At 63.1% G+C, this 15,780-nt stretch carries 13 protein-coding genes and 1 pseudogene; 7 read left to right on the forward strand and 7 right to left on the reverse strand.

Annotated elements, in window-relative coordinates; all coding sequences use genetic code 11:
* Positions 1 to 21: 21 nt before the first annotated feature.
* From dinG to aroE, 4 genes and pseudogenes are all read right to left on the reverse strand, one after another.
* The gene (dinG, locus tag FHY19_RS15345) at positions 22 to 2,157 is read right to left on the reverse strand and encodes an ATP-dependent DNA helicase DinG (protein WP_259167052.1); all 2,136 of its coding nucleotides are present in this window, start codon (positions 2,155 to 2,157) and stop codon (positions 22 to 24) included.
* Positions 2,158 to 2,438: 281 nt separating this feature from the next.
* Positions 2,439 to 2,665: pseudogene (locus FHY19_RS15350) on the reverse strand (hypothetical protein).
* Positions 2,662 to 3,015: a hypothetical protein gene (locus FHY19_RS15355; protein WP_259157280.1), complete on the reverse strand. Its 354-nt coding sequence runs from the start codon at positions 3,013 to 3,015 to the stop codon at positions 2,662 to 2,664. The pseudogene FHY19_RS15350 and the gene FHY19_RS15355 overlap by 4 nt, the downstream one beginning before the upstream one ends.
* A 10-nt stretch (positions 3,016 to 3,025) precedes the next feature.
* On the reverse strand, positions 3,026 to 3,877 hold the full coding sequence (gene aroE, locus FHY19_RS15360; RefSeq protein WP_259157281.1) for a shikimate dehydrogenase: 852 nt from the start codon (positions 3,875 to 3,877) through the stop codon (positions 3,026 to 3,028).
* A gap of 52 nt (positions 3,878 to 3,929) precedes the next feature.
* Between aroE and FHY19_RS15365 the strand changes: the two genes are divergently transcribed.
* Positions 3,930 to 4,811: a TolB-like protein gene (locus tag FHY19_RS15365; protein ID WP_259167054.1), complete on the forward strand. Its 882-nt coding sequence runs from the start codon at positions 3,930 to 3,932 to the stop codon at positions 4,809 to 4,811.
* Positions 4,812 to 5,674: 863 nt separating this feature from the next.
* Here the strand turns inward: FHY19_RS15365 and FHY19_RS15370 are convergent.
* The 3 genes from FHY19_RS15370 to FHY19_RS15380 form a co-directional block, all read right to left on the reverse strand.
* Positions 5,675 to 8,206 carry a sulfite reductase flavoprotein subunit alpha gene (locus tag FHY19_RS15370; RefSeq protein WP_259167056.1) on the reverse strand — a complete coding sequence of 844 codons (2,532 nt, stop codon included), beginning with the start codon at positions 8,204 to 8,206 and terminating at the stop codon, positions 5,675 to 5,677.
* Positions 8,207 to 8,580: 374 nt separating this feature from the next.
* Positions 8,581 to 9,570, reverse strand: coding sequence for a porphobilinogen synthase (gene hemB, locus FHY19_RS15375; protein WP_259167057.1), 990 nt, complete (start codon positions 9,568 to 9,570; stop codon positions 8,581 to 8,583).
* Between the two features lie 88 nt (positions 9,571 to 9,658).
* Positions 9,659 to 9,901 (reverse strand): hypothetical protein, encoded by a 243-nt coding sequence (locus FHY19_RS15380; RefSeq protein WP_005989387.1) that lies wholly within the window; start codon positions 9,899 to 9,901, stop codon positions 9,659 to 9,661.
* 299 nt (positions 9,902 to 10,200) lie between these two features.
* Between FHY19_RS15380 and FHY19_RS15385 the strand changes: the two genes are divergently transcribed.
* From FHY19_RS15385 to FHY19_RS15410, 6 genes are all read left to right on the forward strand, one after another.
* A complete protein-coding gene (locus FHY19_RS15385; RefSeq protein WP_259167058.1) occupies positions 10,201 to 10,641 on the forward strand; it encodes a hypothetical protein in 441 nt (146 codons plus the stop codon).
* Between the two features lie 364 nt (positions 10,642 to 11,005).
* Entirely contained in the window at positions 11,006 to 11,782 is a 777-nt protein-coding gene (locus FHY19_RS15390) for a hypothetical protein (protein ID WP_259167059.1), read from the forward strand.
* A 60-nt stretch (positions 11,783 to 11,842) separates the two neighbouring features.
* Positions 11,843 to 12,997, forward strand: coding sequence for a type IV secretion system protein (locus tag FHY19_RS15395; RefSeq protein WP_259167344.1), 1,155 nt, complete (start codon positions 11,843 to 11,845; stop codon positions 12,995 to 12,997).
* A gap of 23 nt (positions 12,998 to 13,020) precedes the next feature.
* Positions 13,021 to 13,539, forward strand: coding sequence for a DUF4189 domain-containing protein (locus FHY19_RS15400; RefSeq protein WP_259167060.1), 519 nt, complete (start codon positions 13,021 to 13,023; stop codon positions 13,537 to 13,539).
* 160 nt (positions 13,540 to 13,699) lie between these two features.
* Positions 13,700 to 14,215: a hypothetical protein gene (locus FHY19_RS15405; protein ID WP_259167061.1), complete on the forward strand. Its 516-nt coding sequence runs from the start codon at positions 13,700 to 13,702 to the stop codon at positions 14,213 to 14,215.
* A gap of 41 nt (positions 14,216 to 14,256) precedes the next feature.
* Positions 14,257 to 15,732 (forward strand): DUF2235 domain-containing protein, encoded by a 1,476-nt coding sequence (locus tag FHY19_RS15410; protein WP_259167064.1) that lies wholly within the window; start codon positions 14,257 to 14,259, stop codon positions 15,730 to 15,732.
* Positions 15,733 to 15,780: the final 48 nt, after the last annotated feature.

The following is a 15,780-nucleotide window of genomic DNA, read 5'->3' on the forward strand; positions in this document are numbered from 1 at the left end:
GATGCGGCACCTGGTAGTGGATCAACGCCCGATCACCCGCTTGAACGGTGGCAGCGCGTCGATGATGCGTTTTCCGTAGCGACGCGTCAGCAGGCGCGAGTCGAGAATGATGACGCGACCGTGGTCGCTGGAACTGCGGATCAAACGGCCGGCGAACTGCGTCAGCGTGCGTAGCGCGTGCGGGATGGCGATCAGGTTGAAGGCGTTATGGCCGCGGCTCTCCAGCCATTCGCTCAAGGTGGAGGTCTGCGGATCGGTCGGCACGGCGAACGGCACCTGGGTAATGACCACCGTGGTGCAGGCCTCGCCGGGCAGATCCAGGCCTTCGCCGAAGGAATTGAGCCCGAACAGCACCGAGCCCTCGCCGGCGGCGATGCGGCGCAGGTGTTCGGTGATCAGTTGCGACTTGTTGCCCTCGCCCTGCACCAGCACGCGGTTGCGTTGCGCCAGCGGCATCAGGTCGGCGACCTTTTCCATCTTCCAGCGCGAGGTGAACAGCACGATGCTGCCCTTGGCGTTCCAATCCAGTTCGCGCACCAGATACCTGGCCACTTCCTTGGGATGGCCTTCGCGGTCGTCCGGGGTGACCGGGAAATTGGGCACGATCAATTCGGCCTGATTGGGCAGGTCGAACGGCGAGGCCAGCGAGGCCATTTCGGCGTGATCGGGCAACCCGTTGTCGATGGCGAAGGACTGGAAATCGCCGCCGCCGGTGAGCGTGGCCGAGGTCATCACCACCGAATCCACCTCGTTCCAGATCATCGTGCGCAGCACCTGCGCGGCCGACACCGGCGAGCAGTGGCAGATCAGGTCGCCGTCGCGCGAGAGGGTGATCCAGCGCGCCATCGGCGGCTGGCCTTCCTTGTCCTCGCGCCGCCAGCCGCTCCACAGATTGTGCTGCTGCTCGGCCATTTCCAGCGCCAGGCCCAGGTTGCGTTGCAGGCGCTCGCGTGCGGCATCGTCCTGCTTGCCCTTGGCCACCGCGCCATGGGCGGCATGCACCCAGTTGAACAGCGCGCGGGTTTCTTCGCCGAGTTCTTCGATGGCCGGGCCCCACTGCGGCGGCAACTTGCCGTTGGCAGCACGCCACAACGGATCGCGCTCGCCTGGCTCGGGCTTCCAGACGCGCTCGACCTCGGCATGGAAGGCCTTGAGCAGCTTGGACACTCGCGCCGCCACGTCGATGGCTTCGTTGGGCAGCAGGTTGCCGATCCTGTCCTTGTCCACCGCGCGGTACGCAGCGGCGATGAGAATCTGCATGCGGCCAGTGCGCTTGGCCATCTCGTCCAGCGGCAGATTGGCCGCACCCTGGTCGATCGCCACGCCGGCGATGTGATGGCCCTCGTCGAGCACCAGCAGCATGTCCGACGGCGGGGCGATCAGCGGCTGACCGTTTTCGGCATCGCCCAGCGACAGCGAAGACAGCAGCAAGGCGTGATTGGTGACCACGATCTGCGCTTCGCGCACATCGGTGCGTGCCTTGAGTACCGGGCATTGCGCGGCATAACTGCAACGGCGCCCCGCACAGCCGGAGGCAGGCGTGGTGATGCGCATGCGCAGCGGCACCGAAATCTGCTCGGGAGCATCGTCCAGGTCGCCGTTCCAGGTGCGCGCGGCATAGGCCTTGGCCAGCCGTTTGGCCAGGTCCGCATCGACGGGGCTGAGCGGGCGGTCGTACAGCGCCTGCTCGTCTTCGAACATGGCGTTCTGGCTGGTGTCGCCTTCCAGCTCGGCGGCATTGCGCGTGCAAAGATAGCGGGTGCGGCCCTTGGCCAGCGCCACGGTCGCTTCCAGCCCGGTGGCCTTGAGGAAGGCCGGGATGTCGCGCTCCACCAGCTGCGACTGCAGCGCCACGGTGCCGGTGCTGATCACCAGCTTCTTCTTGGTGGCCAGTGCGATCGGCACGCCGGCGGTGAGATAGCCCAGGCTCTTGCCAACGCCGGTAGGCGCCTCGGCAATGCCGATGCCACCGGAAGTGGCCAGCGCACGCGAGACCAGGCCGATCATCTGGCTTTGCGCACGGCGGGTGGCAAAGCCGGGCGTGTTGGCCTGCAGCTTGGCGTAGGCGTCGCGGATGCCGGCCTTGATCGGGTCGGTCAGCACACGCTGGGTGGGAACGGGCGCGGACGGCGCAGCCGGTGGGGCAAGATCACTCATCGCGCTATTTTCGCACGGACCGGCGCAGCGCCTGCGACCGATACGCGGGGCAGCTGAACCTGTTTGTGCACTGCCGATGCATCGCCTGGGACCCAAGCGCTGGAACGGAAGAACGGCGGGGCGTCGGCGGGTAGAGGCAAACGCTGCGCTCGACACGTGCCTGCCTGCCGCGCGTGCCGCTGTCGCGCACTGCTGGTTGTTTTGAATGCCAGGCAGCGATGCGTGGGCGCGCTCGAAGACCGGCACCCGGCAAGCACCGCCAGACTGTCAGACCAGTGCGATCAAGCGCGTTGTGGCCAGGCGTAACGCGTCCAGACCAGGCCGATCACCGCCATCATCGCGCCCTCCGCCAGCATGCCGATGCCCACCCCGGCCGGACCGAAGCGCGCGTACAGCAGGCCCGCCCGGTTGACGGTCGCCAGGGACTGCGGATGCAGCAAGTCCAACCGCCCTGCCCTGCACAGATCAGCCCGACCAGGGTGAGCGCCAGCGCCTTGAGCGGGATCATGCGCGCGGACCGGCAGCAGGCGGCAGCCGTTGCAGGCTGCGCGCCAGGGTCCACACCAGCACGCCGATGCCCACGCCTTGCACGGCGGTCAGCACGAAGCGGCCGACGCCCATCACCAGACCGATCTGGCGCACGTTGCCCTGCTGCATCAACAACATCGGAATCGCCTGCAGGCCCACCTCGGCCAGCACACAGCCCAGCAGCAGCCACAGCCCGGCCAGCGCGGCACGCCGCAACGGCCCGAAGGGGGCGCGCCACAGCAGTACCAGCCCCAGCAACAAGGCGATCAGCATCGGCACCCGCGACAACAGGCCGGTGATCAGGCTGAGCAGGATGTCGGTGGTGGTCATGGCCAACGGCTCAGTCCGCGCTGACCAGCACGGCATCGCGTGCGCGCAGCGCGGCGTAGACCGGGTCGGTGTCCGGGCGCACGCCGTGCCACAGCGCGAAACTTTCGGCAGCCTGTTCCACCAGCATGCCCAGGCCGTCGATGGCGTAACGGCATTGCGCCGCGCGCGCCCAGGCCAGGAACGCGATGGCGGTTTGCCCGTAGTTGAGATCCACCGCGGCAGTGAGGCTGTTGACCAGGCCCAGCGGCAGCGCGAACGCACCGGCGTCGCGGTCGCGTCCGGCGGCGGTGGCGTTGACGATCAGCTCGAAGTCGCCGAGTTCGCGCAGGTCTTCGATGTAACGCGACACCACCCTAGCGGGTTCGCCGAGCGCATCGCACAACGCATCGGCGCGCTCGGGCGAGCGGTTCACCACCACCATTTCGGTGATGCCCGCTTCCAGCAAGGCCGGCGCGACGCCGCGGGCGGCACCACCGGCGCCGAGCAGCAACACGCGACGACCGCGCAGATCCAGGCCGTGGCGATCGGTGAGATCGCGTACCAGGCCGATGCCGTCGGTGTTGTCGCCCTGCCATTGGCCGTCGTTGCGCACCAGCGTGTTCACCGCCCCGGCCAGCTGCGCGCGATCGCTCAGGCTGGCGGCCAGCGCAAAGGCGGCCTCTTTCAACGGCAAGGTGACATTTGCGCCCTTGCCGCCTTCGTCGGCGAAGCGCTGCAGCGTGCTGGCGAACGCTTCCGGCGGCGCATCGATGGCGGTGTAGTCCAGCGCGATGCCGGTCTGCTTGCCGAAGTCGGCATGGATGGCCGGCGACAGCGAATGGGCGACAGGGTGACCGAACACGGCATAACGGGATACGGGCATGAAACGATCTCTGGTTGACTAGACTGTGCGTGACCTGGAGCAGGAACACCGCATGCAACTTCGATGGACGCCGCTCGCGCTGGCGGCGAGTTTACTCTTCGTCCCGTCCGCGTCGGGACTTGCCGAGTTCGGCATCGAAGGCATGGGCGTGGTGTCCACACCGGCCAACGAGGCGCACGCCACGCTCAGCCCGGATGGGCAACGCATCGTCTGGGCCAGCGACCGCGCCGGGGGCCCCGGTGGCTGGGACCTGTGGCAGGCACATCTGCGCGGCGGGCGCTGGCAGGACGCGCAGCCGCTGCCGCTCAATACCGCCCAGGACGAGATCACGCCGCTGTTCAGTGCCGATGGGCGCTGGCTGCTGTTCGCCTCGTCGCGGCCGGGCGGCACCGGTGGCAGCGACCTGTACCGCGTGCCGGTGGATGCGCAGGGTGGCCTGGGCGCGGTGCAATCGTTGGGCGCGGCGATCAATAGCCGCGGCAACGAGCGCGCGCCCAGCCTGTCGCTGGACGGCACGCGACTGCTGTTCGCCAGCGATGGCCACGGCGGCGCCGGCGGCCTGGATGTGTTGGTGGCGCGCTGGGATGGGCGCGCGTTCACCGCACCTGCGCCACTGCGCGACATCAATACCGGTGCCGACGAACTGGATGCGGCCTGGCTTGGCGACGGGCGTGGCCTGGTATGGGCGCGCGGTGCAGTCGATGGCCCCAGCCAGTTGTTGCTGGCCACATGCAGCAACGGGCACTACGCCCAGGACCAGGCCTTGCCGCTGTCGTTCAACGGGCCGCAGGAGCGCACGTTCGGCGCGGTGGTGGATGCGGCCAAACCGGGCGAGCTGCTGGTCACCGGCAGCGCGCGCGCACCACGCGCGGGGCAACTGGATATCTACCGGATGAAGGCGCCGGCGGTGGAGGGAGATGCCAGCTGCCGTTGAAGGCGGATGGATGCGCAAACTCTTGCCAGGGGCTGCCTGGGACACGACTTCACGCCAAGCTGTTGCAGAGCGGATGATCTGGGTCACGCTGCAGGGCGCTGATCTGCGGTGTGACTGTAGGGCTGCTGATCTGAGGCTTGGTCGCAGGGCCCTTGCCCGCCTACCATCGCAGGATACGCCGCAAGTACGTCCTGCTAGGCTCTTACGCGGCATCCGTGCCGCGTAAGGTCCCGCGCCGGTAGGCGGACAAGGGCCAGTCGAGATGGTCGGTGTGCATGGTCAAAAGCGGGAGCGGCAGCAAGCGGGTCAGATGCAGCGGTGGTTGCATGATCCTTGTGATCTGGCAGACGTGGTCTGATTTCCAAAACTTTCCGTCGAAGGCGCGCAGCAAGTGGATGGGGTTTCCCCCTATCGCTAATCGTCATCCACACATGCATACAAGCAGCCAGGCCGCTGCGTTAAGTCCTCTCGCTTAAGTCATCCCGCTTGTGCGGTTCCATCAGCGCACGACCAATTTGGCAGGCGTGATGTCCTTACCGGTTCCGGGACCCTTGGCGGCATGGATGCCGCCAAGGAGCCTGCATGGACGGATTCACGGCGTGTCCCGGAGGTGGTGAGGGCATCGCGCCCTCGATCAACCAGGCTTTCGATTCAAGCATCGGACCGCGCTTAGACGCCGCCATGGTTGGCGGCTCACAAAACCACCGCGCACGCTGCAAGGAGTGCATGGTCGATCCTAGCTAGGACGCAGCATGTATCGGTCGTTCACCGCGATTTCTCCAAACCGCTCGCACCCGCTTAGCGACCGCACGCCACGTTTTACTAGCCGCTCCAACGCAGCGATGCAGTGGCGATGACCGCGCTCAATACACATCGCGCCGATAACGTCCCGCTGCGGTCAGCGACTCCAGCCGCGTCTCGCCCAGCAAGTCGCGCAGCGTGGCATCGACCTCACGCGCCATGCTGTCCAGGCTGCCGCAGACATGGATCACCGCACCGCGATCGATCCAGTGGCGCAAGGTGTCGCCGGTCTCGCGCAAGTGATGCTGCACGTAGCGCTTGTGCGCCTGGTCACGCGAGAACACCCGGTCCAGCTGCTGCAGATGGCCACGTGCATGCCAGGCCTGGAGTTCGTCGGCAAACAGACCATCGTGCGCGGCCTGCCGTTCGCCGAACAGCAGCCAATGCCCGTGCACGCCGGCCAGCTCGGCCTCGCGCAACAAGGCACGTAAACCGGCGATGCCGGTGCCGTTGCCGATCAATACCATCGGCGCCGCCTCGACGCGATGGAAGCCGGGATTGGTGCGCAACCGCGCGCGCACCGCCGCACCCATCGGCGCATGGCAGATCAGCCAGCCCGAGCCCAGCCCTGGACTGCCATCGCTGCGGGCGGTCAGGCGCACCACCGCCGTGGCCACGCCATCGGCCGGCACGCTGGCCAGCGAATAGTCGCGTGTAGGCAGCCAGTCGCAGGCATCCAGCCAGGCCTGTGGATCGGGACACGGCGCTGGCGGCGCGGCCGGCGGCGGCAGCACACGCTCGGCGGCGGCCTGATGCAGCGGCAGCAACTGCGCATCGACATGCACCAATGCATCGGGCGAAAGGCCCCACGCCGCCAGACATGCACGCACCTGCGCATCGGCGTGCGCAGGCTGCACCTCGAGGATATCGCCCGCCTGCCAGTGCGCCTGCAGCGATGGCTGCAGGTCGATGCGCCAGATCGGCGCCCCCTCGCTGCCCGGGTTGAGATGCGTGCGCGCGGACAGCGTCCACTGCGTCAGGCGCGGCCGCGTCAGCGCGACAGCGGCCACCGGCGCGCCGGCAATCTGCGCCAGTTGCGCATGCCATTGCGCAAGCGCCTGCGGGTCGGCGTTGTCCATTTCCACGGCGGGGAACAACGCGCGTGCGCCCTGCGCGTCCAGCCACTGCTCGATGCGCCGCGAAAATCCGCAAAACTGCGCATATTGGCGGTCGCCCAGTGCCAGTACCGCGTAAGCCAGCTGCGGCAAGGCGATGCGCTGGCGCAGCAGTTCGCGCTCGAATCCGCGCGCCGCGTCCGGCGGCTCGCCATCGCCGAACGTGCTGATCACCAGCAAGGCGTGCCGGGTGGCCTGCAACTGCGGCGCATCCACCTGCGCCAGCGCGCGCACCTGCACCGGCAGGCCGGCCGCCTGCAGATGCCCGGCTGCCTGCCAGGCCAGCCGCTCGGCAAAACCGCTCTGGCTGGCGAAGGCGATCAACCACGGCTCGGCCTGCGAGGCCGGCGGCGCGCCCTGCAGCAGCACGCGTGCGGCGCGCAACTCGCGCTTCTTGCGGCGGCGATCCAGGTACAGCATCCAGCCGCTGATGAAGAACACCGACATGCCGATGCTCGCCAGCATCACCACGATGCGCCCCGGCAATCCGAAAAAACTGCCCGAGTGCAGCGGGAACATGCTCACCAGCCACTGCTGGCCGCGCGGCAACTGCGCGTAATCCTGGCGACGCAGCAAGGCGCCGCTGGCGGCGTCGATTTCCAGATTGTCGTAGGCGCGGTCGTGGTCGGGCCGGGCCGGCAAGAACCGTACGCTCATCGGCTGCCCGGCACGGGTGGGGACCCGCAGATCCAACGCGGCGTGATGGGTGCCCGGGATACCGTCCAGAGTGCGCTGCACGCGCGCGAAATCCACCGTCGCCGGCCGATGCTCGCCCCCGTCGCCGCGCATGGCCGGCTCCTTGCCGAGCAAGGCCACCATGCCGTCGCGATACCAGTCGTACGACCAGGTCAGCCCGGTCAGCGCGACCAGCAGGTAGACCAGCAGGCACCAGGTGCCGAACACCGCATGCAGGCTCCACAGAAAACTGCGCCCCTGCCGCCGCCATTCCACCGCCCACCAGGTCCGCAGGCTCCACCAGCGCCGCGGCCAACGCAGATACAGCCCGGACGCGCAGAAAAACAGCAGGATCAAGGTACATGCCCCGGTCACTGCCTGGCCGCGCTTGCCCGCAGTCAGATGGCGGTGCAGGTCTTCGATAAACGCAAACGCGCCACTCAAGCGCGGCGCGGCGACGCGCTCGCCGGTGTAAGGGTCGAAGTACACGCGCCCGCCGCCCTTGCCTGCCAGACGTGCGGTGGAAGGCCGCGCGCCGGTGGGGTCGATCAGCATGCGTGTCACCGCCTGCTGTTTTCCTGCATCGCGCGGAGTCAGGTCGAGCCGCTGCAACAACACATCCACCGGCAACGCACGCTCGCCGGCGGCATGCCGTACGGCCAGCTGCGCGATGGCCGGGTTGGCCAGCCGCACGATCTCGTTTTCGAAGGACATCAGCGCGCCGGTCACGCCCATCACCGACAGCACCAACCCGGCCGTGATGCCGAGCAGCCAGTGCAGTTGGAACAGAACCGTCTTGAGCACGCGCGAACAACCTGAAGCGGCAGGGCTCGCCATTGTAGATGAGAATCGTTATCGCAGTCGGCGCGCCTGGATCGATGGCGAATGCGTCGTCTTGCAGGCAGCCCTGGCCGGCCACGCTGCTTGCGCATCGCGATCAGGCGCCTGGTTGCCGGCCTGCGGCCCTAGGCCGGCGATGTGCCGGTAAGTAGAAGCAGATCGCGTGGATCAGATCGGACCGCTACAGCGCACAACAGGCCGGCGCTGCCGGTCCGTGCAACAACGCGGAAGATCCGACACGACCATCGGATGCCCTCTTCACCGCATCAAATGCGCGTTGAGCGGCATCCACGAAAGATGCCACCACAACGCCTCTCACGCAGCACGTCTAAACGCGCTCAACCTTCGCGCAGCCAGCGCGCCACCTGCGGTGCGAAATAGGTCAGCACGCCATCGGCACCGGCGCGCTTGAAGGCCATCAGCGCTTCCAGCACGCAGCGGCGTTCGTCCAGCCAGCCGTTGGCGGCGGCCGCCTTGAGCATCGCGTACTCGCCGCTGACCTGGTAGGCGAAGGTCGGCACGCGAAATTCCTGCTTCACCCGGCGCACCACATCCAGGTACGGCATGCCCGGCTTGACCATCACCATGTCCGCACCCTCTTCCAGGTCCAGCGCAATCTCGCGCATGGCCTCGTCGCTGTTGGCCGGGTCCATCTGATAGGTGGTCTTGTCGGCCTTGCCCAGATTGCCGGCGCTGCCGACCGCATCGCGGAACGGGCCGTAGAACGCCGAGGCGTACTTGGCCGAATACGCCATGATGCGCACGTTGAGATGGTCGTCGGCATCGAGCGCGCGACGGATCGCACCGATGCGGCCATCCATCATGTCCGAGGGCGAGATGATGTCCACACCCGCTTCGGCATGCGACAGCGATTGCCTGACCAGCGCGTCGACGGTGATCTCGTTGAGCACATAACCCTTGGCGTCGATGATGCCGTCCTGGCCGTGGGTGGTGTACGGGTCCAGCGCCACGTCGGTCATGACCCCCAGCTCCGGGAAGCGCGCCTTGAGCGCGCGCACCGCACGCTGCGCCAGGCCATCCGGGTTCCAGGCCTCGGCCGCATCCAGGCTCTTGCCGGCCGGGTTGATCACCGGGAACAGGTCGATCACCGGAATGCCCAGTTCCAGCGCGTTTTCCGCTTCGCGCAGCAGCTCGTCCAGCGACAGCCGCTCCACGCCCGGCATCGAGGCGATGGGCGCGCGGCCGGACAACTCATGCACGAACACCGGCCAGATCAGGTCATCGGTGGTCAAGGTGTTTTCGCGCATCAGGCGGCGCGAAAACGCATCGTGGCGCATGCGACGGGGACGATAGTGCGGGTGGGCCATGACAAGGCTCCTTGTGACAGCCAACAAGTCTACGCCCGCCACCTTGCTGCGGACGCCGCTGCGACGCACTGTCGCAGCGCTGCAACGGCTAGATCACGCCGCCGCCCAGGCTCAAGCGGATCACCCCGACCACGATCACCAGACCGTTGAGAAGCAGGCCGGTCTTGGCACGGCCACGATTGCCGGCCGAGGTAAACAACAGCGCGATCGCCGCGATCAGCGCACCCACTGCCGCGAACGGAATCAGGAACCAGTTGCCCCAGCCCAGCAGCGGAATGAAGGCCAGCACCATCCACAGCAGCGCCACGATCCCCCACAACAGACTGATCAATCCCACGTGCCACCTCTCCTTGAACAAAGCGCGAGCATACCGGCGCGGCCGTCCGCACGGCGTGGGCAGGCGGTCACCCTGACCAATGGCGGCCTGGCGGCTTGGCGGCTTGGCGGCTTGGCGGCAGCCTCACACGGGCGTGGCTAGTGTGCGACAGCGTCCGATGGGTTTCAGAGTGCTGCCAGGACCATGGCGTCGTCGCCGCCAGGTGGCACGTCGGCTTGCCGCGTCGTGTTAGCCACTCTTCAGTCAGGGCGCCGGATCATCGCCGTCATCACCATCTTTCAGGGGGCCACATCATGAACAGGCATTTCGTCGTCGGCGCTGCGCTTGCCCTGCTGCTGGCCGGCTGCGCCAGCAGCTCCAAGGTCATGCTGGGCCAGGCACGCGCCCCGATCGACCCCGCCCAGGTGCAGGTCTATTCGCATGCCCCGGTCGGCTCGGTGGAGATCGCCCAGCTCGAATCCACCAGCGCCGCCGGTTTCGGCACCCAGGGCCAGACCGATGCCGCCGTGCAGCGCCTCAAGCGCGAAGCCGCCAAGCTGGGCGCCAACGGCGTGGTCATTGTCGGCGTCGGCTCGGAACGCTCCGGCGGCGGCCTGTCGGTCGGCGGCGGCAGCTACGGCGGCCGCGTCGGTGGCGGCCTGGGTATCGGCATCCCGACCACCCAGAAGCGTGCGGCGGGTATGGCGATCTGGGTGCCGGCGGGGGCCAGGGAGACGGCCACCAAAGAACCCTGAGAGTCGCTTCAGGACGGCAACGCGCCGGAGATTCCTTGCGAGGACGAGCAGTTAGGACGCACGTCGCCTGGAGCGGGCTCCTGCCGAAAATCTGAAGACATTCATCAGGCGATAGGCATTAAAAGTCTGGAAATGCGGTTAGCTCTGTGGCACCTTACGGCAGACCTGCGTTTAACCGCACACAAGGAAGATGGCCGTGGCAGGCACTCAAACGAACAATTTCAGCGCTGACAGTAGCGCCAGCGCGGGCGTCTATCGCTGCATCGGCAGCCTTGGGTCCGCTCTCAGGAAAGCCGCCGAGAGGACCGGTCGGGGCTGCCGTCTGTCTTTCTTTCCGTATCAAGCTAATTCAGTGAGACTTGCCATGACTGACCATGTCCGTCGTTCGCGCGCCCCGTTTTCCCGCCTTGCAGCAGGCTTGTTCCTCGCCGTGGGGCTTTGTGCGGGTCAAGCAAATGCACAGGGGGTGATTACCCATGACCCGCTGACGCTGGAAAGCATTTTGGGTGAATACGGAAAGGAATTATCGCGCTGGAAGGAGACCATTTCGCAATACCAGAAGGAATATGCGCATTACCAGCAACAGCTGATCAGGCTGCAGAGCCTGAACTTGAGCGTTACGAAGTTGGAAGACAACTTCGTCGAGCGCGATCTCAACTACGGGATGGCAGCAGCATGCTCTGGTACAGGCGGTGGCCTGGGAGGCATTATGACAAGCATCAAAAACATGCTGCCCAACATGGATGGCAACCTGGTGACTGAGCAGACCAAGATCTGTCAGCTGATGGTGATGACTGACAACGCGCGCTACAACGAATCTGTCCGCATGCTCAAACGATTGATTCAGCGCAACAAAGAGTTCGATCAGAGGATTCAGTCGCAACGGAAAGGCGTCGGAACCAGCCAGGGCGCGCTTGCCGCAAATGACAACGAGGTCGCACGCTTTGTGGCGCAGAACTCGATGGAGCTCGATTACTGGCAGGCAAAATTGAAGGCCTACGACTACTACGAGGCTTCCTTGAAAGGCGACCAGCGAAAGCTGACCAAGCGCGCCTTTGATGGCAATAAGGAGGGCGGCATTCCACTGGTCACCCAGCTGGTACAGGCTGCTGCTTTGAAGGCGGCATTATCAGTTGATTGAATGCACTTGCACATTTGTCATGCACGGCAGGCAGTTTTTCAGGATCAAATCGGGGCGGATATGGACAGCGTTTTTCAGGGTGCATTGAGTTGGCTTAAGCCGATGGCCGATGTAGGCATTGGCGACTATGTTTTTTTCAAGCTGATCAATGATTACCTAAATAAGGAAATCGACACGTTCGGTATGGAGCTCATCGGCCGTGCCATGACGTGGGTGAGCGTAATCGCCATGATTTTGGTCACGCTGTGGGTGATGGTCGTTGGCTATCGGCTAGCGACCGGGCAGTCTCGCAATTCGGCAATGGAGACCATGGGTAAGGCCGCGAAAATCGTCTTTATCCTGAGTATCGCCACCGCGGTGGGAAGCAACGGCGCGATGCTGCACAAGACGATGACGCAGAACCTGGATAAGGAGATCCACGAACTGTTCACAGGCGAAAGCGGTACGTCAGCAGCCGATGCAATCGACGAAAATCTTGGCTATACGCAGCTTGCGATGGCCGCCGTGGATGTGGTGAACATCGACTCCGACGATCCGGAGGCGCTTCAAAAGAAGAGCAATGCCATGCTGCTTGCCGGATTTGGCACAGCAAGTCCCGCGATGGCGGCAGGCGCCATGCTGCTGTTGTTCAAGTTCACGATGGCGTTCCTGGTCGGCGTTGGCCCCATCTTCATCCTGGCACTGATGTTTGATGCAACCAAGGATCTCTTCAAGAAGTGGCTGTTCTATGTGATCGGCACCTTATTCTCGATGTCGATGCTCTCGGTGGTATCGGCCATCGTGCTCAAGCTCGCCACCAAGGTCGCCATCGCGCTCTGGGTTGCCAAAGGCATCACCGGGCTGATGGGTAACAATACGGAAGGCCTGAGCTCGCAAGCCTTGCAGCAGGGCGGCATCGGCTTACTGCTGACCACCCTCATCATCACCATGCCTACCGTCGCGGCAGCGCTATGGCAGGGAAGCATGGGAACGTTTATGGCGTACTCGGCATTTGGTACCGCTGGTGCTAGCAGTGCTGCACCCGGGCCACAGGGGCAGCCGCCTGGGTCTTACACACCAGCGCGCAGTGATGATGGAGCCAGATCTACCCCAGAATCTCGACCAGCAGACCTGAGTGCCGGCCGAGTTTCGGGATCCTCTGCCAGTAATGCTGTCACGGCTGCAGCTGGTTCGCGAGGTTTAGCAAATTCAGGTACAGACAACCGAATCGCCTAAGAGCTGATTAGAAGGTAGCGCCGATGTTGAGACTATTATTTATTTTTTTTCTAGTAATTCCTTGTTCCGCATTAGCGGAACAAGGCTGTCCATCCGGGCAATACCCAATTGGCGGTCAGGGCGCAGTTGCATGTGCTCCTATACCTCAATCCACTCAACAGTCGCGACCTCGCCCAAGCGGAAAATGGATTAAGACTTGGGGCGCTATTGCGCTAGGAACTATTGATGGGGTTCCGAATTACGGCGTGCCAACGGGATTACCTAGCGAATCTTCGGCAAAAAAAGAAGCCCTTGCAAGATGTACGAAGCTAGGCGCAGACAACTGCCACATTGTTGTCACTTATCGCAACCAATGTACAGCAATAGGTGAACCTCAGAGTAATGGGAAGCCAGATCCGAACGGATATGTTCAGTTCGCACGACAACCAGGCCAAGAAAACGCAATTAAAGAAGCTCTAAAAAGTTGCGAAAGGAGAAATCCTACAATGCAATGCAAGGTTATTTATTCTGCATGCTCAGAGCCAATTTTTGAGGAGTTCTAGGAACTCTATAGATAACAACAACGTGTAAATTGATTTATTGCACGCGAGCACGACTTATAACAGAATTGAAAATCTGCCAGAGACCAAGCTCGTTATGCAGCACCTATTTATAAAAGCCCTACTCTGCTTCGCCCTACTTTTTTTGACAGGTTGCAACCCTATGAATGCTGCCTATGCAAAACCTGATAATACCGTGGCCGATTGGCCCTTAAAGTTTGTACGGCATAGCTTCGGCGCCGCCTGCTACTCGACGTATGGATGCAAGGTCCGCTACAACAATTTCCTGTTCATTGATGACCCGGATGACAAGCTCGAAGTGTCGTCGGCTTCGTTGGGAGAAAAGTATCCTTCCAATCTTGGTGGCGGCTACCTAGGCGTAAAGAACTTTCCGCCCCCGATCGAGATCTCCTGGCGCTCAAAAGATGGTCAGACCCATGAGGCCAAGGTCGATTTGGCAGAGATTTTTGGTGACGGTTTGATCCGACATAACGTCAAACGCGAAGATATCCCGGCGGGCATTTCAATCGGCGATCCAGAAATCGTGTTAGAGGTTAATGATCGTACGGTGAATGTTTACATGCGTGCCTTCATCCCTACAAAAACCCCTCAGATCCCGGGAAACCCTCGCAGTAGCTTTAGGGATGACTTGGTCGTAGCTTGGACAAGATCGTACTAGCGTCCACTGTTTTTTTGTCATTGTAATCATGGAGATGTTTCATGGAAAAGAAACCCCTTCCGGATGGTGTGACCACTTATCCAGCCGATGCAAAGGACCTTGCTAGCTACGATAACGCGACCCAAGCGCTCTCAGCTCAGAAATTACCAATAATGGTGGACTCGGCACAGCCGCATTCCCGTTTATTTGTTGCCGCCTTCGATGGTACTGGCAATAATTTGTACAAAGATGCGCCTGAGCATCGAACGAATGTCGCTGAAGCCTACCTGCAGATTGATGCTGCGCGGAGGAAAGAGGGAATTGAAAATATCGGCGCTGGCTACGTCGAAGGGGTCGGCACCCAAGGTGGGCTAGGCGGTACACGCGATCTCATGCAGGGCTACACCTATGAGGCACGCCTGGAAGAGATGTATGTGAAATTTGCAGAGCAATCAGCGAAGTGGATTCGAGAGGACCCCGAAGCAAAGATCAGTGTCGCTCCGATTGGTTTCAGCCGTGGCGCCGAGCAGGCAGCAGGCTTCGCACGCTTGGTCCACGAGCGCGGCATCCAGGACCCTGAGGGTATGGTGATCAAGCGCGGAACTAATGGCCTGATCGAGCATATCGAATTCACCAAGCCGCCGCTGGTTGCACCAGGGCAAGTCGCCCAATCGGTTGGACTGTTCGATCCTGTGGGTACTGGCGTTCCTCGCGACCATGACCGACGCCTGCCGCCATCGGTGATTTCCGGCTTCCAGATCACTGCCGAGGATGAACGCCGCAATCTGTTCCAGTCTACGGCCATTATGGATAACGGCCGCACAGAAGACGGCCGCTTCCTCAACGTCACCGTGGGTGGCGCACACAGCGACATCGGTGGAAGCTATAGTCAAAATGGTCTTGCCATCCGCAGCGGCAACGTCATGGTGGATTATCTCAATGGGTTAAGTGCCCAACCATTTCTAGATAAACGCGCCGTACCAAGCGCACCAGAAATGAATGTCGTCCACCGGTCTGAGGAACATCAGTTTATCTACAGCACTTCGCTGTACGACAAGACCGGTGCGCGCGGCGTGCAAACAGAACTGGCACCACCTGCGCTGTGTCGCATCGATTGCCTGGATGCACAGCCGGTCGATAAGGCCTTGGCAGAGAAATTTACGTTCAAGCCGGTTGCGATTGGACCGGTGCCGGCTGAGCCACATGCACTCAAAGCTTCACAATCAACAGTTCCAAACGACCCGCTCTACCAAGCGATTCACAGCAAGCTACCGGCAGGTACTTCTGACGCCATTGCCATGCATGCCACGGTCGAGGCAAAGCGCGAAGGCATCGTGCGGGCCGATCAGCTGCAGAGCGTGACGCTGCAGCAAGGCAATGTCTGGATCGTTGGTCAGACACCAGGTTTTCGGGTCAAAGTAGACCTTTCTGCCCCCATGCCTCCCTTGGACGAAAGCATTCGCCAATCGCAAGCGCTTGATGAGCAGCGCATGCGTCCTACGCCTGACCGCACGCCCTCGCCCGTCCACACCATGTAAGACATACTGGCCGTTCGACGAACGGAAGGATCCTCTTGTGCGTGTTGT

Source organism: Xanthomonas sp. 4461 (assembly GCF_024806475.1).
GTDB lineage: Bacteria > Pseudomonadota > Gammaproteobacteria > Xanthomonadales > Xanthomonadaceae > Xanthomonas > Xanthomonas arboricola_F.

Excerpts from the sequence above, each read along its gene's own strand:
- FHY19_RS15400 (WP_259167060.1), top strand. The coding sequence starts at position 13,021 with ATGTTGAGACTATTATTTATTTTTTTTCTAGTAATTCCTTGTTCCGCA.
- hemB (WP_259167057.1), bottom strand. The coding sequence starts at position 9,570 with ATGGCCCACCCGCACTATCGTCCCCGTCGCATGCGCCACGATGCGTTT.
- FHY19_RS15390 (WP_259167059.1), top strand. The coding sequence starts at position 11,006 with ATGACTGACCATGTCCGTCGTTCGCGCGCCCCGTTTTCCCGCCTTGCA.
- FHY19_RS15365 (WP_259167054.1), top strand. The coding sequence starts at position 3,930 with ATGCAACTTCGATGGACGCCGCTCGCGCTGGCGGCGAGTTTACTCTTC.
- FHY19_RS15410 (WP_259167064.1), top strand. The coding sequence starts at position 14,257 with ATGGAAAAGAAACCCCTTCCGGATGGTGTGACCACTTATCCAGCCGAT.
- FHY19_RS15405 (WP_259167061.1), top strand. The coding sequence starts at position 13,700 with ATGAATGCTGCCTATGCAAAACCTGATAATACCGTGGCCGATTGGCCC.
- dinG (WP_259167052.1), bottom strand. The coding sequence starts at position 2,157 with ATGAGTGATCTTGCCCCACCGGCTGCGCCGTCCGCGCCCGTTCCCACC.
- FHY19_RS15395 (WP_259167344.1), top strand. The coding sequence starts at position 11,843 with ATGGACAGCGTTTTTCAGGGTGCATTGAGTTGGCTTAAGCCGATGGCC.
- FHY19_RS15385 (WP_259167058.1), top strand. The coding sequence starts at position 10,201 with ATGAACAGGCATTTCGTCGTCGGCGCTGCGCTTGCCCTGCTGCTGGCC.
- FHY19_RS15355 (WP_259157280.1), bottom strand. The coding sequence starts at position 3,015 with ATGACCACCACCGACATCCTGCTCAGCCTGATCACCGGCCTGTTGTCG.
- aroE (WP_259157281.1), bottom strand. The coding sequence starts at position 3,877 with ATGCCCGTATCCCGTTATGCCGTGTTCGGTCACCCTGTCGCCCATTCG.